The sequence below is a fragment of the Rhodococcus olei genome, from assembly GCF_039540555.1.
Taxonomy (GTDB): Bacteria; Actinomycetota; Actinomycetes; order Mycobacteriales; family Mycobacteriaceae; genus Rhodococcus_G; species Rhodococcus_G olei.
Genome location: NZ_BAABFB010000063.1, coordinates 144,588 through 162,900 on the forward strand (window position 1 = coordinate 144,588; position 18,313 = coordinate 162,900).

Here is an 18,313-nt window from a genome sequence, read left to right on the forward strand (position 1 = left end):
CCACCCGAGCTCCCAGGAGGCACTCGATGGCCCGCAGGATCGCGACGGCGACGCGTGTGGAGCGTGACGAGATGCTCGGCTTTCTGCGGGGCCGCAGCAACGCGGTGCTGCTGACGACACGCGCCGACGGCTCACCGCAACTGAGCCCCGTCACCTACGGCGTCGATGCCGCGGGCCGGGTGCTCGTCTCCACGTATCCCGGCCGGGCCAAGGCCGTGAACCTGCGACGCCGTCCGGCGGCATCCCTCGTCTCGCTCGGAGCGGATTTCGACGACGCCTGGATTCAGGTCGACGGCACCGCCGAGGTCGTCGACCTGCCCGACTCGATCGAACCGCTGGTCGAGTACTACCGGTCGATCGCCGGTGAGCATCCGGACTGGGACGAGTACCGCGAGGCGATGGCGCGGCAGGGCAAGTCGCTCGTACGTCTGACGATCACCCGGTGGGGGCCGATTGCGACCGGCGGCTTCCCGCCGCACGTGGCGGCGGGCTGAACACCCTAGATGCGGTAGAACGCGCGGGCGTTGCCGCCCATCACGGCGTCGAGGCCGTCGCCGACGGCGTCGGCGATGATCGCGAGGTCGTCCTCGCGGAACGCGCGGCGTGCGCGGGTGCCGGGCAGATCGGTGCCGAACATCAGCGCCGTCGGGTTGACGGCGTGGATGCGGCGCAGGGCGTCGCCGACGTCGTCGATCGTGGCGCGGCCGAACCCGGTGGCCTTGACCTTCGCACCGCGGTCTACGAGGTCGAGCAGGTACGGCAGACCGCGGGTGGACATGCCGAGGTGGTCGATGCTGACGGCGGGCAGCTTCTTGAACACAGGTTCGAGGGACAGCAGCAGGGAGGCGTCGACGTAGAACTCGGCGTGCCAGCCGACCAGCTCCCAGGCCCGGAGTGCCTGGGTTGTCAGCAGCTTCATGTCGGTCGCGCTGCGCCGCAGGTTGAACCGGACCGCCCGGACACCGGCCCGGTCGAGGGCGAGGATGTCCTCGTCGGTGGCCTCCGGTCCGAGGTGGGTGACGCCGACCCACCCGGGCCCGAGCTCGGCGAGCGAGCCGACCAGGTACTCCTGGTCGGTCCCCTGATAGGACGCCGTCACGACCGCGCCGCCGTCCACGTCCACCCCGAGCCCGGCGACCCGGGCGCGGTAGTCGGAGATCGTGAAGGGTTCGGGAAGGTAGCCGTGATTCTCGACGAGCGGATACCGCGGGTCGATGATGTGGACGTGAGCGTCGAACACGGTTGAAGAATGCCTTGCCGATCACACGAGTGTGGCGCCCGGGGTGCCGGGCGCCACACTCGTTCAGACGAAAACTACTGCTGCGACGCGCGGAGCATGTCCTCGCGCTCGACGACCTTGATGCGCTCGCGGCCGTGCGGTTCGCCGAGGCTGCGCTCGTGGGCGTCGAGGCGGTACCAGCCGTCCCAGGTGGTGTACGGCAGGCCCTTGCCGTCGAGGAACTCGATGATCGCGTTCTCGTCGGGGTTCTCGGCACCGGCGAAGTTCGGCGCGTCGGCGAGCAGGCACGCGATCGTCTCGTTGGCGTCGCCCTTGGTGTGGCCGATCAGGCCGACCGGGCCGCGCTTGATCCAGCCGGTGACGTAGGTGGCCGGGATGTGGTTGCCGTTGTCGTCGATCACGCGCCCGGCCTCGTTGGGGACGGTGCCGGCCTGGTCGTCGAACGGGATGGCGGGGATGTTCTGCGACAGGTAGCCGACCGCGCGGTACACGGCCTGGACGTCCCAGTCGTTGAACTTGCCGGTGCCGCGGACGTTGCCGGTGCCGTCGAGTTCGGTGCGCTCGGTGCGCAGGCCCACGACCTTGCCGTCCTCGCCGAGCACCTCGTGGGGGGACTCGAAGAAGTGCAGGAACAGCTTGTGCGGGCGGTCGCCGACGTCGCGGATGGCCCAGTCCTGCAGCGTGTTGGCGACCATGTCGACCTGCTTGGAGGCGCGGCGGGCGGCCTCGGAGCCCTCGTCGTAGTCGATGTCCTCGGGGTCGACGATGACCTCGATGTTCGGCGAGTGGTCGAGCTCACGCAGTTCGAGGGGGGTGAACTTGGCCTGCGCGGGGCCGCGACGTCCGAAGACGTGCACCTCGACGGCCTTGTTGGCCTTCAGGCCCTCGTACACGTTGGCCGGGATCTCGGTGGGGAGCAGTTCGTCCCCGGTCTTGGCCAGGACGCGGGCGATGTCGAGGGCGACGTTGCCGACGCCGAGGACGGCGACCTTCTCGGCGTCCAGCGGCCAGGAGCGCGCGACGTCGGGGTGGCCGTCGTACCAGGAGACGAAGTCGGCGGCGCCGTAGCTGCCGTCGAGGTCGATGCCGGGGATGTTCAGGGCCCGGTCGGCGTTGGCGCCGGTGGAGAAGATCACGGCGTCGTAGAAACGGCGCAGGTCCTCGAGGGTGATGTCGCTGCCGTAGTCGATGTTCCCGAGCAGCCGGACCTGCGGCTTGTCGAGGACCTTGTGCAGGGCGGTGATGATGCCCTTGATCCGCGGGTGGTCGGGGGCGACGCCGTACCGGATCAGGCCGAACGGGGCCGGCATCCGCTCGTACAGGTCGATCGAGACGCCGCGACCGGCGGCGGTGTCGGACTTCATGAGGGCGTCGGCGGCGTAGATGCCGGCCGGACCGGCGCCGACGATGGCCACCCGGAGCGGACGATTCTGATCAGTCATCTCGAACGAACTACCTTTTCGACTAGCGGACGGACGGTTCGGTACAGATTCGGCGGGCCGGGTACCGCGTCGAGGCATGGGCCTACGAGAACCCGCGCGTCCCCCCAGTTTACTGAGCCGTACCTAACTCGTGTGCACAGGCCTCTTCCGGACCCTCGTGGGTCGATCCTCCGCCACCGCGGTGGTCTCCGCTAGGGCGTCCCGACTTGAGGGGGCACAAAGCCGGCTTGTGCCCGCCCATCCTCCGGCGCCTGCCCCCGCCGCGCAAGGGTTTCGATCACGCCGATCCGAACCCCGGGCCCGGCGGCCGATCCCCGCCGGTCGCGTCGATCCGGTCGCGAGGGTCGCGGCGTCGGGCGCGATCGGCGTCTGTGAAAAACTGGGTCCATGAGCTACGCAGGTGACCTCACCCCCCAGCAGGCATGGGAGCTGCTGCGCGAGCATCCCCGGGCCGTCCTGGTCGATGTCCGCACCGACGCCGAATGGCGCTTCGTCGGTGTTCCCGACGTGTCGGAGCTGGGCCGCCAGCCGGCCACGATCGAGTGGGTGTCGTACACCGGCGCCCGCAACGACAACTTCGTCGACGAGCTGAAGGAAGCCGGCATCACCGGCGGGGAGGACGCCGAGGTCATCTTCCTGTGCCGTTCCGGGCAGCGGTCCATCGGCGCCGCCGAGGCGGCCACCGCCGCCGGGATCGCCCCGTCCTACAACGTGCTCGACGGGTTCGAGGGTGGGCTCGACGGGCACGGTCACCGTGGCGGCGCCGGCTGGCGTGCCGTCGGACTCGCGTGGAGGCAGTCGTGAGCAACATCCCCAGTGGCGGCGCCTTCAACCGGTCGCTGCCCGCGTCGGTCCGCCCCGCGACCCTCGGGGTGCGCGGAGGCACCCTGCGCTCGGGGTTCGAGGAGACCTCCGAGGCGATCTACCTCAACTCCGGGTTCGTGTACGAGTCCGCGGAGGCCGCCGAGCAGGCGTTCACCGGCGAGGTCGACCACTTCGTGTACTCCCGGTACGGCAACCCGACCGTGAAGATGTTCGAGGAGCGGCTGCGGCTGCTCGACGGCGCGGAGGGCTGCTACGCCACCGCGTCCGGCATGTCCGCGGTGTTCACCGCGCTGGCCGCGCTGCTCGGCAACGGCGACCGCCTGGTTGCGGCCCGCAGCCTGTTCGGCTCGTGCTTCGTGGTGTGCAACGAGATCCTGCCCCGCTGGGGCGTCGAGACCGTCTTCGTCGACGGCGAGGACCTCGACCAGTGGGAGCAGGCCCTCTCGGTCCCGACGACCGCGGTGTTCTTCGAGACGCCGTCCAACCCGATGCAGACCCTCGTCGACGTCCGCAAGGTCTCCGAGATGGCGCACGCCGCGGGCGCACAGGTGGTGCTGGACAACGTCTTCGCGACCCCGCTGCTGCAGCGCAGCCTCGACCTCGGCGCCGACGTCATCGTGTACTCCGGCACCAAGCACATCGACGGCCAGGGCCGGGTGCTCGGCGGCGCGATCCTCGGCCCGAAGGACTACATCGACGGCCCGGTGCAGAACCTGATCCGGCACACCGGTCCGGCGCTGAGCCCGTTCAACGCGCACACCCTGCTCAAGGGGCTCGAGACGATGCCGCTGCGGGTGCAGCACTCCGTCGACAGCGCGCTGCGCATCGCCCGGTTCCTCGAGGCCGACGACGCGATCAGCTGGGTCAAGTACCCGTACCTCGAGTCGCACCCGCAGTACGACCTCGCGACGTCGCAGATGAGCGGCGGCGGCACCGTCGTCACGTTCGAGCTCGCGGCCGCGGAGAACGAGGGCAAGAAGCGGGCGTTCGAGCTGCTGAACAAGCTGCGCGTGATCGACATCTCGAACAACCTCGGCGACTCCAAGTCGCTGATCACCCACCCGGCGACGACGACGCACCGGGCGATGGGGCCGGAGGGTCGCGCGGCGATCGGCCTGTCCGACGGCGTGGTCCGGCTGTCGGTGGGTCTCGAAGACCCCGAGGACCTGCTCGAGGATCTCGCGCAGGCCCTGCGCTGACGTGCGGAATTCGGTTGTGACCGGCCGCTTCTCGTGGTTCCTGCGGGCGGCGGCCGGTGCGGTCGCCGTCGTCGCCCTGGTGGCCGGGTGCTCGACCGCCGACACCGGCGCCGACTCGGAACCCGCAGGCGGCGGGGCGTTCCCGGTGACCGTGGCGTCGGGCCCGGCGGCATCGGGGACCGGGGTCACGATCGCCGAGCGCCCGGACGCGGTCGTGTCGCTGAGCCCGTCCGCGACCGAAACCCTGTGGGCGGTCGGCGCCGGCGCGCAGGTCGTCGCCGTGGACGACCGCTCCGACTACCCGGCCGGGGTCCCGACGACGGATCTGTCGGGGTACTCCCCGAACGTCGAGGCGATCCTCGGCAAGAACCCGGACCTGGTGATCGCGTCCGACGACACCGGCGGACTGGTCTCCGGCCTGAAGGCCGCCGGGGTGCCGACGCTGCTGCTGCCCGCCGCCGACACCCTCGCCGACGCCTACGCACAGGTCGAGCGGGTCGGGGTCGCGACCGGGCACGCCGACGAGGCGAGTGCGCTGGCCGCGCGGATGCGGGCGGAGGTCGACGCCGTCGTCGCGGCCACCCCGCACCGGGACGCCCCGCTGCGGTACTTCCACGAACTCGACGACACCCTCTACACGATCACCGGTGACACGTTCCTCGGGGAGATCTACGGACGGTTCGGGCTCGAGTCCATCGCCGACGGCGTCGGCTCCGGCGACCGGTACCCGCAGCTGACGGCCGAATACGTGGTCGCCGCCGACCCGGACCTGATCTTCCTCGCCGACGGTCAGTGCTGCGGCGTGACGCCGGCGACCGTCGCCGCCCGGCCCGGGTGGGCGGGGATGCGCGCGGTCACCGGAAACCAGGTGCGCGTACTCGACGAGGACCTCGCGAGCCGGTGGGGTCCGCGGGTGGTGGACCTGGTCCGGGAGGTCGGCGCGGCCGTGGCGGCGCAGCCGGTCCCGGCCGGGTGAGCGGGCGGTGACCGGGGCCCGGCGGTCCGCCCTCGTCGGCGGTGCCGTCGTGGTGCTGCTGGCGGCGGTCCTCGTCGGGGTCACCGTCGGTCCGGCCGGTCTGACCGCGCGCGGGGTGCTGCTCGACCTGCTGGACGCGGTGCCGGGCGTGGACGTCGACTCCGGACTCACCGCGCAGCAGCACGCGATCCTGTGGCAGATCCGGTTGCCGCGGGTGGTGTTGGGTGCGGTGGTCGGTGCGACCCTCGCGATCGCCGGCGCCGCTTACCAGGGTGTGTTCCGCAATCCGTTGGCCGACCCGTTCCTGCTCGGCGTCTCCAGCGGCGCCGGGCTGGGCGCGACCGCCGCGATCGTGTCCGGACTCGCCCTGGGGTCGTTCGGGATCCCGGTCGCCGCATTCGCGGGTGGGGTGCTCGCGGTGACCGCGACCTACCTGCTCGGCCGCGGCGTCGGCGGCGTGCGCAGCGAGGTGGTGATCATCCTCGCCGGGGTCGCCGTCGCCGCGTTCGCCAACGCGGCGCAGACGTTCCTGCAGCAGCGGCACGACGAGACGCTGCGCCAGGTGTACAACTGGCTGCTCGGACGACTGAGCACCGACGGCTGGACGCAGGTGCTCGTGGTGCTGCCGTACGTGGTGGTCGCCGCCGCGGTGATCTGCCTGCACCGGCGCACCCTCGACGTGATGGCGGTCGGCGACACCGAGGCCGCGTCGCTCGGGGTGCATCCGGAGCGGGTGCGGCTGACACTGGTGGCGGCCGCGACCCTCGGCACCGCGGCGGTGGTGTCGGTCAGCGGTCTGATCGGGTTCGTGGGAATCGTGGTGCCGCACGCGATTCGGCTCGTCGTCGGCCCCGGCCACCGGCTGCTGCTGCCGCTCTCCCTCCTGCTCGGGGCCGCGTTCCTGGTGTTCGCCGACGTGCTCGCGCGGACGGTGACCGCGCCCGCGGAACTGCCGATCGGGGTGGTGACCGCCGCGATCGGGGCGCCGTTCTTCCTGGTGGTGCTGCGGCGGGGGCGGGCGACGTGATCGAGTGCCGGGGGCTGCGGGTCGAGCGCGGCCGGACCGTTGTGCTCGACGGGGTGGATCTGACCGTGGCGCAGGGGGAGTGGGTCGCGGTCGTCGGGCCGAACGGGGCCGGCAAGACCACCCTGTTGCACGCCCTCGCCGGACTGGTCCCCGCGAGCGGGGAGGTCGCGGTCGGTGGGCACCACCCCGGCCGGACGCCGCGCCGGGAGATGTCGCGGACGGTGGCGCTGATGCCGCAGCGGCCCGTCGTCCCGGACGGTGTCGCGGTGCGCGAGCTGATCCTGCTCGGACGCACCCCGCACCTGTCCCGGTTCGGCACCGAGACGGCCGACGACCACGCCGTCGTCGACGACCTGATCGCGCGACTCGAGTTGCGGGCGTTGGCGTCCCGGCCCGCGACGAACCTGTCCGGCGGGGAGTTGCAGCGGGTGGTGCTGGCCCGCGCGCTCGCCCAACAGCCGCGGGTGCTGCTGTTGGACGAGCCGACCAGCGCCCTCGACATCGGTCACCAGCAGCAGGTGCTCGACCTGGTGCAGGCGCTGCGTGTGGCGGACGGGTTGACGGTGGTCGCCGCGATGCACGACCTCACGCTCGCCGGCCAATACGGGCGCCGGGTGGTGATGCTGGCCGGCGGAACCGTGGTCGCGGACGGCACCCCGGCGCAGGTGCTGACCGCGGACCGGATCGGCGCGGTGTACGACGCGCGGGTCGAGGTGCTCGATCGGCCCGGCGGCCCGGTGGTGCTTCCGGTCGGCCCCGGACCGGTGACCTGATGGAGGTCGTGCTGCTCGGCACCGGTGCCGCCGACGGCTGGCCGAATCCGTTCTGCGGCTGCGCGTCCTGCCTGACGATGCTGCGGCGCGGGCAGGTGCGCGGGCAGACCGCGGCGCTCGTCGACGACGTGCTGCTGCTCGACTGCGGTCCCGAGGCGCCGCGGGCGGCGGTGCGGTCCGGTCGGTCGCTGGCGGGGGTGCGGCACCTGCTGCTGACCCACGCGCACCCCGACCACGTCGGCCCGCTCGCGTTGCTGATGCGGTCGTGGGTGAACACCGCACCGTTGGAGGTCGTGGGCCCGCCGGATGCGCTGGACCTGTGCCGGGACTGGGTCGGCCCCGAGGACGAGATCCGGTGGGTGCCGGTCGTGCCGGGCGACGCGCTCCGGGTGGGGGAGCACTCCGTGCGGGTGCTGCCTGCCGCGCATCGGGTGCGCCGAGACGGCGACGCGGTGCTGTACGAGGTGCTCGGCCCGGACGGCCGGAAGCTGCTGTGGGCCACCGATACCGGACCGCTGCCGGTCGAAACGGTGGACGCGGTGCGGGGAGCCCGCTACGACACGGTGTTCCTGGAGGAGACGTTCGGCGACCTCGACGACCACGACCCCGACCACCTCGACCTGCACACCTTCCCGCGCGCGCTGGCCGCACTGCGTGAGGTGGGCGCGGTCGTCGACGGCACCGACGTCGTCGCCGTGCACCTGGGCCACCACAATCCGGTGGACCTGCCGGAACGGCTGCGGCCGTGGGGCGTTCGCGTTGTCGACGACGGAACCGTGCTCGCGAGCGGGGAGCCGCGGCCGACGCGCGCGCTGCCGCACCGGACCCTGGTGCTCGGCGGAGCACGGGCCGGCAAGTCCACGCACGCGCAGCGCCTCCTCGCCGACCGCGAGGGCGTCACCTACCTGGCGACCGGCGGTCCGGCAGGCGACGACGCCGACTGGGCCGCACGGATCGCCGCGCACCGGGCGTCGCGGCCGGCGCCCTGGCGCACCGTCGAGACCGACGACGTCGCCGGGACCCTGAGGTCGGCGACCGGTCCGGTGCTCGTGGACTGTCTCGGTACCTGGCTGACCTCGCGCATCGACCATGCCCGCGCGTGGAGGGACGAATCCGGCTGGGCGGCAGTGCAGGCCGACGTCGACACGCTGCTGGCGGCCTGGCGGTCGGTGTCCGTGCCGGTCGTCGCGGTGAGCAACGAGGTCGGCAGCGGCGTCGTTCCCGCGACCGCGTCCGGTCGTCGCTTCCGCGACGCACTCGGCCGGCTCAACGCCGCGATCGCCGCCGAGTCGGAGTCGGTGGTCCTGGTGACCGCCGGGATCGCGCGGGAGCTGCGGTGATCACCACGCCGTGAGGCACGCCGCCCTCCGGTGGCCGAACGCGCTCGGCCACCGGAAGGCGAGGTCGATCACCCCGTGGGGCAGGAGGATTCGAAACCCGTCAGGATCCGAAGGTCTCCCCCAGGGAACCGAGTCCGCTCGAGCCGCCGGTTCCGGGCTCCGGCTCCGGATCGGGATCCGGGTTGCCGCCCTTGCCGACCGTGATGGTGGCCAGGGCCTTGCCGCCGGCGTTGAACGGGGTGTCGCTCGCGGGTTTCGTTCCGTCCTTCGGGATGCAGAAGGACGGGGCGTTGAAGTTCGAGCCGAAGGCCTGCGCGCGGGCGAGGAAGGTGTAGTAGTTCGCCTCGTTGTCGTACGTGCCCGCGTCGCCGGCGGTGCGGACCCTCGGCGTGATGACGCCCTCGGCAACGGGCTTGACGGTGACCCGCACGGCCGGGAGCTGGAACTGCGTCGAGCCGTCCGCGGTGGGGTTGCCGGCGAGGTCGGTCTTCGTCTTGGGGACGCTGATGCCGCCCGCGGTGTCCGCGCTCGAGTTGGGCCCGTTGCCCACCGTCTCGTTGCCGCCGGAGATCCGAAGGTACTGGCCGGCCTGATCCGGGTTGCCGTCGGCATCGATCCTCGTCACCGACGGTGCTGTGCCGCCGAGTCCCTTGCCGGTGCCGGCCAGCAGTTCGGCAGTGACGAGCTCCGCGTTGGCGGGGACGTCGATGTCGAGCTTGAGGCGCTGCAGATCGGTGGTGGTGGCGATGGACTCCTTGTCCGGCAGGCTGCCGGGCGCCGGTTGCAGGGTGTAGCTCACCTCCTGGCCGACGGCGGCCGCCTCGGGAGCGTCGATCGTGAATCCGAACGGGTTCGAAATGTCCTGGGGGAGAATGGCGCGCGCGTGGCATGCGTTCTGGAAGTCGACGGTCGTGTCGGCGGCGAACGCGGGGGAGCCGAGCAGCATCGTGCCGGCCAGGAAGGCTCCGGCGGTGAGAGGTGCTGCGACGCCACGGGCGGTTGCGGATGAGCGCAATGACATGCAGGTCTCCTGATCGAATCGTGGTGGAGGGGCGAGGCTTTGGCGCCGTACCCACGGCAGACGGAACACGTTCCGGGCTTGCCGGAACGTGTTCTCGCACACGATACGTCCGGATTCGGAAGATTCCTTTGCTTTCGTAAAACAATCTTGAGGTCTGATTTACCTGGACGGAGGTCCAATTCGGGCTGGGCGGGTGGCGCGGCGGTGCGCGCCGGCTACGGCATCGTCTCGACCTCCCAGGTCGCGGACGGGAGCACGCCGGCGCTGCGGCCGCGGTCGTCGATGAGCCGGCCCAACCGCTTCACTGAGCGGAGACAGAACGCCCGGTCCGTCACCTCGAGTTCGGGGGCCACTCCCGAGACGGTTCGTTCGATCCGCTGCAGGTCGCCCACGTTGCGCAGCCAGGTGAAGAGCATCAGGTTGTTGCGGCCGGTGATCGACAGGCAGGCCCGCACCTCAGGGAGCTCGGAGAGGGACCGGGCGACGTTGTCGAGGACGTCGAGCGGAGCCCGGGCCCAGAGCAGTCCGGTGTGGGGGGACCCCGAGATCTCCTGGGCGATCTCGCAGCGCAGCGCGGCACGTCCCTCGCCGAGGAGGCGGTTCACGCGGCGCCGTGCGGTGGCCTCGCTGACCCCGAGGTGCCGGGCGAGGTCGGTCGTGGACATCCGGCCGTCGGTGGCCAGCGCCTGCATGATCCGGTACTCGTCGTCGCTCGGCGCGGTGGTGGTCGCGGGGGCCGATGGTCGTGGATACGCCGTCTGCAGGGCGCGCCGCTGCGACGGCGACAGGGTCCGTAGCCGCCATTCGCTGGCCTCGCCGTGGATCGCCGTGACCATCTCCGAGCGGGTCGCGACGATTCCCTCGACGGTGCCGAGATGGTCCGAGACGTAGTGGGAGATCGCGACCGGGTCGGCGCCGACCACGCTGAGCACCAGCGATCGCGCGCCGGTGGTGTGGTGGACGCTGGCGACGGCGGGGTGGCTGGAGACCTGCTCGGCGACCGTGTGGACGTGCGCGCCCGCGACGTCCACCTCGATGTAGGCCATCACGCGGTTCGTGTTCGGGTGCCCGAAGCAGGTCACCCAGGCCAGTCCCTGCGCGACCAGGCGGTCCCAGCGGCGGGAGACAGTGACCGGATCGACCTCGAGGACGCGGCCGACGTGGACCCATGACGCGCGCGGCCGGATCTGGAGGCAGTTGATGATCGCGAGATCCAGCTCGTCGACGAGATCCTGCATATGTTAACCCGATCCTGACGCTTGTGGCCGCTCGAAAGAGGTTCGAGTGACGGATAGCTGAAATTCTAGGCCCGCAATGTGAACGGTCCCACTCTGGGAGTAACACATGTCACACAAGGAGCCTCACATGACCTCCGAGACCCAACTCGGCCCGCGGCCCGGCGTCGCCCACGAGCCTGGCTCGCCGGCCGTCGGCAGACTGAGCCTGCGCTCCGTCGTCGGCTTCCTCGCGTTCGTCGAACTCGTCAGCGGAATGGTGCAGGGCTACTACAGCCCGCTGCTGGCGGGACTCGCCTCCGCACTGCACGTCGGCGCCGGACCGTTGAACTGGTTCAACAGTGTCCAGCTCCTCGCGGCGGCCGTGTCCGTGCCGATCTTCGCGGCGCTCGGCGACCGGGTCGGGCATCGTCGAATGTTGACCGTCGCCGTGTGGGCGGTCGCGGTCGGCGCGATCCTGATCGTCGTCGCCCCGTCGTTCCCGATCGTCCTCCTCGGCCGCGTCCTGCAGGGGCCGCTCGCCGCCTGGATCGCGCTCGAGATCGCGCTCGTGCGCGACAAGGCGTCGGGACACACCGCACACCGTGCGATCGGTCTGCTGGCCAGTTCACTGACCGCGGGTGCACTGATCGGCGGCCTGGTCAGCGGGCCGCTGGACGGTCTGATCGGCGACGTGCGCCTGACGATGGCGATCCCCGCGGTGCTCGCGATCATCTGCGGCTTCGTGACGATGTTCCTGATCCCCGAGTCGACCACCCGGGCGTCCCGCACGATCGACTGGATCGGCGCTGTCGGACTGTCCGTTGCCTTGGTGCTGGTGCTGCTCGGACTGATCGGCGCACATCGCAGCGGCTGGACCGCACCGTCCACGCTCGGCGGTGTCGGTCTCGGCCTGGTCGTGCTGGCCGTCTGGGTGTGGTGGGAGCGGCGGACCGCCTCGCCCCTGGTCGACATGCGATTGTTCACCGACCGGAAGATGTGGCCCGCCATGGTCGCCGCCCTGCTGTTCGGACTGAGCCTGTTCGGAAACCAGGTGCCGATCGTGACGTTCCTCGCCGCGAAGCCGGACGTCGTCGGCTACGGGTTCGGCCTCTCTCCCCGGTCCATCTCGCTCGTGCTCGCCGTCAACCTGGTCGCGGCCGTGATCGGCTCGTCGCTCTGCGCCCGCATCGCCACGATCATCGGGCTGCGTGGGGTGCTCCCGCTCGGGGCGGGGACGATGGCCGTCGGATTCGTCGGGCTCGCCGTGCTGCATCAGAGCCTGGCCGTCGTCGTCGGCGTGCTGGCCCTGACCGGGTTCGGGGTGGGCCTGCTGCTCGGTGGCCTCCCCTCCTACATCTCGGAGGTGGCTCCGGCCGGCCGGATCGGCACGGCGTCCGGAACCTACAGCACCGTCAAGGTCCTCGGCGGCGCGATCGCCACCGCGGTGATCGGTGCGCTGCTGTCGAGCTTCGTCCCCGCGGGCGGCACGGCGCCGACCGTCACCGGCTACACCGTCGTGTGGTTCGCCTGTGCCGCAAGTGCACTGGTGTCCCTCGGGGTGCTCGCGCTGGCCTGGTCGCGGCGCCGGACCGGTCGTCGGGCCATCTGATCCCATTCCCTCCCTTCAATTTTCCCATAGTCACGAAAGCAGGACACCAGTGAGCAACGGCGGAACCATTCGGCTGACGAACATCCGGATCATCGACGGTACGGGCGCCGCGCCCGTGGAGAACGGCGAGATCGTCGCAACCGACGGGCGTCTCGACTACGTCGGTCCCCGGCGCGAGCACGCCCCGGGTGTCGCGCCGGTCCGGACCCTCGACGGCGGCGGCCGCACCGTGATGCCCGGCTTCATCGACACGCACGTGCACGTGTCGATGTCGATCGAGGACAGCGTGCAGGCGCGTTTCTCGGAGGCCGGGTCGTACGCGAAGTACAAGACCGCCCGGCGGTTGCGCGAGACGCTCGACGCCGGTATCACCACGATTCGCGACCTCGGTGGCCTCGACCACGGCACCCAGCGGGCGCTGGACGACGGGCTGATCGTCGGCCCCCGGGCCCGGATCGCGGTCGGGGTGGTCTCCCCGACCGGCGGTCACGTCGACATGCACCTCCCCAACGGCGAGTGCGCGCACCCGTCGGTGGACGGGGTCCACTGCATCGCCGACTCCGACGACGAGATGCTCACCGTCGTACGGACCCTGATCCGGTCCGGTGCCGACGTGATCAAGGTGTGCACCACCGGCGGGGTGTCGAGCCCGACCGATCAGCCCGACGACCTCGGCGTGCCCGAGCACGAGGTGGCGCTGATCCGCGCCGAACTCGAGCGCCACTCGCGGCCGCGTCAGCTCGCGGCGCACGCGCAGGGAGCGGCCGGCATCCTCGCCGCGATCCGCGGCGGCGTCGACAGCGTCGAACACGGATACGGGATCGACGACGAGGGCATCGAGCTGATGCTCGAGAAGGGCACCTTCCTGGTACCGACCCTCAGCTCGGCGCTGCGGGTGCCGGACCCGGCGCTGGTGCCGAAGTACCTGTACGAGAAGAAGGTTCGGTGGTCGCAGATCGCCCGCGAGAACGTCTCCAAGGCCATCCGCGCCGGGGTCGACGTCGCGCTCGGCACCGACGCCGGCGTCTGCCCGCACGGCCGCAACCTGCTCGAGCTGGCCCACATGGTCGAGCTCGGCATGTCGCCGGCGCAGGCGATCGTCGCCGGCACCGCGAACGCCGCCCGGCTGCTTGGCCTCTCGGACGAACTCGGCACCCTCGAGGCCGGCAAGGTCGCCGACCTGGTCGCCGTGTCGGTGGATCCGCTGACCGACATCGCGGCGCTCGCCGACCCCGACACCGTCGAACTCGTCGTCAAGGGCGGTGTGGTGGTCAAGGACCTGACCCCCGCCGCCGCCACCGACGCCCGTCGCACCGCCTGACCCTGCCCCACCACCCCCGAGGATCCCAGGACACCATGGACACCAGCGTCACCACCGCACACCGCATCGAACACGACCTCGTCGGCGACATCGAGGTCCCGGCCGAGGCGTACTACGGCGCGCACACCGCCCGCGCCCGGGACAACTTCCCGATCAGCGGCGTCGCGATCTCGGCGCGGCCGCGGCTGGTCACCGCGCTGGCCACCGTCAAGCAGGCCGCGGCCACCGCGAACGGGTCGCTCGGCCTGCTCCCGGAGCCGGCGGCGGAGGCGATCGTCGCGGCGTGCCGGCGGATTCGCGCCGGTGCGCTGCACGAGCAGTTCGTGGTGGACGTGATCCAGGGCGGGGCCGGCACCTCGACCAACATGAACGCCAACGAGGTGATCGCGAACCTCGCGCTCGAGGTGCTGGGCCGACCCAAGGGCGACTACGCCACGGTGCATCCGCTCGACCACGTCAACCTCGGGCAGAGCACCAACGACGTCTATCCGACCGCCGTCAAGCTGGCGCTCGACGGCTACGTCGGGGACCTGCTGGCGGCGATGGACGAGCTCCGGGAGTCGTTCGAGGCCAAGGCCGTCGAATTCGCCGACGTGCTCAAGATCGGCCGCACCCAGCTCCAGGACGCGGTCCCGATGACCCTCGGGCAGGAGTTCGGCGCGTATGCGGTGACGATCGGCGAGGACCAGGCGCGGCTGCGTGAGGTCCGGATGCTGTTGCACGAGTTGAACCTCGGGGGCACCGCGATCGGCACGGCGCTCAACGCGCACCCGGACTACCGCGGCCGGGTGCTGCGGGAACTGGCCGCGCTCAGCGGGATCGAGAGTCTGACCGGTGCCGCGGACCTGATCGAAGCGACCGCGGACGTCGGTGTGTTCGTCCAGCTGTCCGGCGTGCTCAAGCGGGTGGCGGTGAAGATCTCGAAGATCTGCAACGACCTGCGGCTGCTGTCGTCGGGTCCGCGGTCCGGCTTCAACGAGATCAACCTCCCTGCGGTACAGGCCGGTTCGAGCATCATGCCCGGCAAGGTGAACCCGGTGATCCCGGAGGTGGTCAACCAGATCGCCTTCGAGGTCATCGGCAACGACCTCACCGTCACCCTCGCCGCGGAGGGCGGGCAGTTGCAGCTCAACGCCTTCGAGCCGATCATCGCCAACGCCCTGTTCGCCGGCCTCGAGCACCTGGCCGCCGGGTGCCGCACGCTGGCGACCCGCTGCGTGCGCGGCATCACGGCCAACCGGGACCAGCTCGAAAACGCCTTCGCCGCCTCCATCGGGCTGGTGACCGCGCTGAACCCGGCGATCGGCTACGCCTCGACCACCGCGGTGGCCAACGAGGCGTTGGCCACCGGCCGCGGCATCGCGGAGATCGTGCTCGAGCGTTCGCTGCTCTCGCGGGAACAGCTCGACACCCTGCTGTCGACTGACCGGCTGACCGGGCGCCGCACGCTCACCGCCTGACGAGCAATCGGAGAACGCCACGCTGTCCGACGCGGTCGCCGCCCTTCGCGCTGGGACCGTCGGCAGCGGTGGATCCGGTGTCGGGCGCAGGCAGCAACGGCCGGGTCGGGACCCTCAGTGGCCGAAGGGGTCGGCGGTGCGGCCGACCAGGTCGGCCACCGAATTCAGGACGAGCGTGGGGCGGTACGGGAACGCCTCGACGGTCTCGCGGCCGGAGATGCCGGTGAGGACGAGGATCGTCTGCAGTCCGGCCTCGAGGCCGGAGACGACGTCGGTGTCCATCCGGTCGCCGATCATCAGCGTGTGCTCGGAGTGCGCGCCGATCGCCCGCAGCGCCGACCGCATCATCAGCGGGTTCGGCTTGCCGACGTAGTACGGTTCGCGTCCGGTCGCGCGGGTGATCAGCGCGGCCACGGACCCGGTCGCAGGCAGGGAACCCTCGCGGGACGGTCCGGTGGCGTCCGGGTTGGTGGCGATGAAGCGGGCGCCGCGCTCGACCAGCCGGATCGCGGTGGTGATCGCCTCGAACGAGTAGGTGCGGGTCTCGCCGAGCACCACGTAGTCCGGGTCGTTGTCGGTGAGGACGTATCCGATGTCGTGCAGCGCGGTGGTGAGCCCGGACTCGCCGACGACGTAGGCGGTGCCGTCGGGTCGCTGGTTGTGCAGGAACGTCGCGGTGGCGAGTGCGGAGGTCCAGATCGACCGCTCCGGGATGTCGAGGCCGGACTGCAGCAGCCGGGCCCGCAGGTCCCGCGGCGTGCGGATCGAGTTGTTGGTCAACACGACGAACGGGGTGCCGGACTCCTGCAGTTCGGCGAGGAACGCGTCGGCGCCCGGGACCAGGTGCTCCTCGTGGACCAGGACCCCGTCCATGTCCATCAGGTAGGTCCAGCCGGGAATCTTCTCGTCGGTGGTCACGTCATCAGTGTGCGCGCCCCGGTGGCCGGGCGCGCGCCCGGACACGTGTCGACGCGGTCACATCGCGAAGGGGCCCGCGCGCCCCTTCGCGGCGCCGGCGCCGGGGATCCGACCGGCGGAACCCCGGCGCCGGCGCCACGAAAGGGTGTGCGCGGTGGTCTTATTCGCCGTCGTACGCCTTCTGCAGGACGCCGATGTCGAGCTTGCGCATCTGCATCATCGCGGCGACCGCGCGCTGCGCCCCCGCCGGGTCGGGCCCGCCGATGATTCCGGGCAGGGCCGACGGCACGATCTGCCACGACATCCCGAACTTGTCCTTCAGCCAGCCGCACTGCGACTCCTGTCCGCCGTCGGCGGTCAGGGCCGCCCAGTACTCGTCGACCTCCGCCTGGTCGGCACAGTCGATCTGGAACGAGATCGCCTCGGTGAACGCGAACTCCGGACCACCGTTGAGGGCGGTGAAGTCCTGCCCGTTCAGCGTGAACGCGACGGTCATCGCGGTGCCTGCCGGCTTGGGCATCCCCTCGCCGTAGCGGCTGATCTCGCCGATCGACGAATCCTTGAAGACGGACGTGTAGAAGTTCGCGGCCTCCTCGGCCTGCGAGTCGAACCACAAACAGGGCGTGATCTTCTGCATGATCGGTCTGTCCTCTCGGTCGGGGGCGTGCTCACAGGTACAGACCAGCCTGGTGGGCCGAACTCATCGCGTCCAGCGGAGAGGGGCCGGTCAGAACCGGCGAACCTGGTTGATCGGCGGCAGCTCCGACAGCGGGGTCAGGCCGATCGGGACGCCGGCGCCGTACGCGTTGAACACCTGCCCGAACCCGGCGTAGATGCCGACGTGGTCGTTCTCGGGGCGGAACGTGATGATGTCTCCGGGGGCCATCGCCGCGATCGGGATCGGCGTGCCCGCCCAGGCCTGGTCCTGGCTGACGCGCGGCAACCGCACACCGGCCTGCCGGAACGCCCACTGGGTGAGGCCGGAGCAGTCCCACGCGTTCGGACCGGTGCCGCCCCACAGGTACGGCTTTCCGGTCTGGGTGGTCGCGGCGGCGAGCGCGACCAGACCCGCCGGGCTCGAGATCGGCAGAGGGATCACGGCGCTGCCACCCGCACTCCCGGAGCTGCTGCCCGCGCTGCCGGCGGCCATCGCGGGCGCGGCGGGCAGTGCGACGGCGCACACCGTCAGGGCGCCGGCGACGAGGGCGCGGCGGAGGTGGGTGGATCGTCTGTCACGTGCTGTCGATGAGGTCACGAGCATGCCCTTCCCAGTCGGTGTCGAGGTCGTCGCGACGTGATGCCGCCGCACCTGGTGAATCACGAAACCAACGCAATGTGTTACGCATCACATTTGATTCTCTGTCGTGCCGTGACCTTTTTCAGCGCACGCCACACCAACCGTGATGTGAGGATGAGGTGTGTCCGACACCCCGAGCGAACCCGCGGGCCGCCCCGACGAGCGGTTCACCCTCGCCAGCGAGCGGACCTTCCTGGCCTGGCTTCGCACGTCCCTCGGGCTGCTCGCCGGCGGGATCGCGATGGTGCACCTGGTACCCGAGTTCAGCACCGGGTGGGTCCGCACCCTGCTCGGACTGGTGCTGATCCTGCTCGCGGTCGGCGCCCCGATCGCGGGCCTGCGGCGCTGGATGCAGGTCCGCCGCGCCCTGGAGGCCGGGGATCCGATGCCACAGGAACGTGACCTGTGGGTGTTCGGCATCGCGGTCGCGGCGGTCGCCGCGGTCGCGGCCGTCGCGACCCTGATCGGGGCGTGACGCGGACCCACCTCGGTGGCGGACACCTGTCTGGTTTAGCGTCGCGACAGACGTGTAAGCGGCATCACGCCCACGGCATCACCCCACGAGGAGGAACGGTGGCACTCAAGCTCGGGTACAAGGCGTCGGCGGAGCAGTTCGGGCCGCGGGAGCTGGTGGAGTTGGCGGTTCTC

General features: G+C 71.1%; 18 protein-coding genes. 11 read left to right on the top strand and 7 right to left on the bottom strand.

What is annotated here, in order from left to right; translation table 11 throughout:
- The first annotated feature begins 26 nt into the window (after positions 1 to 26).
- Positions 27 to 494 carry a PPOX class F420-dependent oxidoreductase gene (locus ABD951_RS20790; protein WP_345349522.1) on the top strand — a complete coding sequence of 156 codons (468 nt, stop codon included), beginning with the start codon at positions 27 to 29 and terminating at the stop codon, positions 492 to 494.
- A gap of 5 nt (positions 495 to 499) precedes the next feature.
- Here the strand turns inward: ABD951_RS20790 and ABD951_RS20795 are convergent, their stop codons facing one another.
- Both ABD951_RS20795 and ABD951_RS20800 read right to left on the bottom strand, forming a co-directional pair.
- Positions 500 to 1,240 carry an amidohydrolase family protein gene (locus ABD951_RS20795; RefSeq protein WP_345349525.1) on the bottom strand — a complete coding sequence of 247 codons (741 nt, stop codon included), beginning with the start codon at positions 1,238 to 1,240 and terminating at the stop codon, positions 500 to 502.
- A gap of 74 nt (positions 1,241 to 1,314) precedes the next feature.
- Positions 1,315 to 2,682, bottom strand: a complete 1,368-nt coding sequence (locus ABD951_RS20800; protein ID WP_345349528.1) for an FAD-dependent oxidoreductase — start codon at positions 2,680 to 2,682, stop codon at positions 1,315 to 1,317.
- A gap of 387 nt (positions 2,683 to 3,069) precedes the next feature.
- On the opposite strand from ABD951_RS20800, the gene ABD951_RS20805 reads away from it, so the two are divergent.
- Genes ABD951_RS20805 through ABD951_RS20830 form a run of 6 tightly spaced genes read left to right on the top strand, consistent with a single transcriptional unit; the run spans position 3,070 to position 8,822 of the window.
- Positions 3,070 to 3,486: a rhodanese-like domain-containing protein gene (locus ABD951_RS20805; protein ID WP_345349531.1), complete on the top strand. Its 417-nt coding sequence runs from the start codon at positions 3,070 to 3,072 to the stop codon at positions 3,484 to 3,486.
- Positions 3,483 to 4,706: an O-succinylhomoserine sulfhydrylase gene (locus tag ABD951_RS20810; protein ID WP_345349534.1), complete on the top strand. Its 1,224-nt coding sequence runs from the start codon at positions 3,483 to 3,485 to the stop codon at positions 4,704 to 4,706. Before ABD951_RS20805 ends, ABD951_RS20810 begins: the two co-directional genes overlap by 4 nt.
- A gap of 16 nt (positions 4,707 to 4,722) precedes the next feature.
- Positions 4,723 to 5,682, top strand: a complete 960-nt coding sequence (locus ABD951_RS20815) for an ABC transporter substrate-binding protein (RefSeq protein WP_425569900.1) — start codon at positions 4,723 to 4,725, stop codon at positions 5,680 to 5,682.
- A 7-nt stretch (positions 5,683 to 5,689) separates the two neighbouring features.
- A complete protein-coding gene (locus tag ABD951_RS20820; RefSeq protein WP_345349537.1) occupies positions 5,690 to 6,709 on the top strand; it encodes a FecCD family ABC transporter permease in 1,020 nt (339 codons plus the stop codon).
- On the top strand, positions 6,706 to 7,482 hold the full coding sequence (locus ABD951_RS20825; protein ID WP_345349540.1) for an ABC transporter ATP-binding protein: 777 nt from the start codon (positions 6,706 to 6,708) through the stop codon (positions 7,480 to 7,482). The genes ABD951_RS20820 and ABD951_RS20825 overlap by 4 nt, the downstream gene beginning before the upstream one ends.
- Positions 7,482 to 8,822 carry a bifunctional adenosylcobinamide kinase/adenosylcobinamide-phosphate guanylyltransferase gene (locus tag ABD951_RS20830; protein ID WP_345349543.1) on the top strand — a complete coding sequence of 447 codons (1,341 nt, stop codon included), beginning with the start codon at positions 7,482 to 7,484 and terminating at the stop codon, positions 8,820 to 8,822. The genes ABD951_RS20825 and ABD951_RS20830 overlap by 1 nt, the downstream gene beginning before the upstream one ends.
- A gap of 100 nt (positions 8,823 to 8,922) precedes the next feature.
- Here the strand turns inward: ABD951_RS20830 and ABD951_RS20835 are convergent, their stop codons facing one another.
- Positions 8,923 to 9,843 carry an Ig-like domain repeat protein gene (locus ABD951_RS20835; RefSeq protein ID WP_345349546.1) on the bottom strand — a complete coding sequence of 307 codons (921 nt, stop codon included), beginning with the start codon at positions 9,841 to 9,843 and terminating at the stop codon, positions 8,923 to 8,925.
- Positions 9,844 to 10,058: 215 nt separating this feature from the next.
- A complete protein-coding gene (locus ABD951_RS20840) occupies positions 10,059 to 11,081 on the bottom strand; it encodes an AsnC family transcriptional regulator (protein WP_345349549.1) in 1,023 nt (340 codons plus the stop codon).
- 127 nt (positions 11,082 to 11,208) lie between these two features.
- Here ABD951_RS20840 and ABD951_RS20845 point away from each other — a divergent pair, with 127 nt between their 5' ends.
- Genes ABD951_RS20845 through ABD951_RS20855 form a run of 3 tightly spaced genes read left to right on the top strand, consistent with a single transcriptional unit; the run spans position 11,209 to position 15,450 of the window.
- Positions 11,209 to 12,669: an MFS transporter gene (locus tag ABD951_RS20845; protein WP_345349552.1), complete on the top strand. Its 1,461-nt coding sequence runs from the start codon at positions 11,209 to 11,211 to the stop codon at positions 12,667 to 12,669.
- Positions 12,670 to 12,718: 49 nt separating this feature from the next.
- Complete coding sequence (locus ABD951_RS20850; RefSeq protein ID WP_345349555.1) at positions 12,719 to 13,990, top strand: metal-dependent hydrolase family protein; 1,272 nt, start codon at positions 12,719 to 12,721, stop codon at positions 13,988 to 13,990.
- Between the two features lie 35 nt (positions 13,991 to 14,025).
- On the top strand, positions 14,026 to 15,450 hold the full coding sequence (locus ABD951_RS20855) for an aspartate ammonia-lyase (RefSeq protein ID WP_345349558.1): 1,425 nt from the start codon (positions 14,026 to 14,028) through the stop codon (positions 15,448 to 15,450).
- A gap of 114 nt (positions 15,451 to 15,564) precedes the next feature.
- On the opposite strand, the gene ABD951_RS20860 is transcribed toward ABD951_RS20855, so the two are convergent.
- The 3 genes from ABD951_RS20860 to ABD951_RS20870 form a co-directional block, all read right to left on the bottom strand.
- Positions 15,565 to 16,329, bottom strand: coding sequence for an HAD-IIA family hydrolase (locus tag ABD951_RS20860; protein WP_345349588.1), 765 nt, complete (start codon positions 16,327 to 16,329; stop codon positions 15,565 to 15,567).
- Positions 16,330 to 16,528: 199 nt separating this feature from the next.
- Complete coding sequence (locus tag ABD951_RS20865) at positions 16,529 to 17,005, bottom strand: VOC family protein (protein WP_345349561.1); 477 nt, start codon at positions 17,003 to 17,005, stop codon at positions 16,529 to 16,531.
- A gap of 90 nt (positions 17,006 to 17,095) precedes the next feature.
- Positions 17,096 to 17,629, bottom strand: a complete 534-nt coding sequence (locus ABD951_RS20870) for an NlpC/P60 family protein (RefSeq protein ID WP_425569902.1) — start codon at positions 17,627 to 17,629, stop codon at positions 17,096 to 17,098.
- A gap of 157 nt (positions 17,630 to 17,786) precedes the next feature.
- On the opposite strand from ABD951_RS20870, the gene ABD951_RS20875 reads away from it, so the two are divergent.
- A complete protein-coding gene (locus ABD951_RS20875; protein ID WP_345349564.1) occupies positions 17,787 to 18,140 on the top strand; it encodes a YidH family protein in 354 nt (117 codons plus the stop codon).
- Positions 18,141 to 18,313: the final 173 nt, after the last annotated feature.

What these genes read in the sequence shown, in the direction of transcription:
- ABD951_RS20790 (WP_345349522.1), top strand. Translation starts at nt 27, where the DNA reads ATGGCCCGCAGGATCGCGACGGCGACGCGTGTGGAGCGTGACGAGATG.
- ABD951_RS20800 (WP_345349528.1), bottom strand. Translation starts at nt 2,682, where the DNA reads ATGACTGATCAGAATCGTCCGCTCCGGGTGGCCATCGTCGGCGCCGGT.
- ABD951_RS20805 (WP_345349531.1), top strand. Translation starts at nt 3,070, where the DNA reads ATGAGCTACGCAGGTGACCTCACCCCCCAGCAGGCATGGGAGCTGCTG.
- ABD951_RS20830 (WP_345349543.1), top strand. Translation starts at nt 7,482, where the DNA reads ATGGAGGTCGTGCTGCTCGGCACCGGTGCCGCCGACGGCTGGCCGAAT.
- ABD951_RS20835 (WP_345349546.1), bottom strand. Translation starts at nt 9,843, where the DNA reads ATGTCATTGCGCTCATCCGCAACCGCCCGTGGCGTCGCAGCACCTCTC.
- ABD951_RS20840 (WP_345349549.1), bottom strand. Translation starts at nt 11,081, where the DNA reads ATGCAGGATCTCGTCGACGAGCTGGATCTCGCGATCATCAACTGCCTC.
- ABD951_RS20845 (WP_345349552.1), top strand. Translation starts at nt 11,209, where the DNA reads ATGACCTCCGAGACCCAACTCGGCCCGCGGCCCGGCGTCGCCCACGAG.
- ABD951_RS20855 (WP_345349558.1), top strand. Translation starts at nt 14,026, where the DNA reads ATGGACACCAGCGTCACCACCGCACACCGCATCGAACACGACCTCGTC.
- ABD951_RS20860 (WP_345349588.1), bottom strand. Translation starts at nt 16,329, where the DNA reads ATGGACATGGACGGGGTCCTGGTCCACGAGGAGCACCTGGTCCCGGGC.
- ABD951_RS20865 (WP_345349561.1), bottom strand. Translation starts at nt 17,005, where the DNA reads ATGCAGAAGATCACGCCCTGTTTGTGGTTCGACTCGCAGGCCGAGGAG.
- ABD951_RS20870 (WP_425569902.1), bottom strand. Translation starts at nt 17,629, where the DNA reads ATGCTCGTGACCTCATCGACAGCACGTGACAGACGATCCACCCACCTC.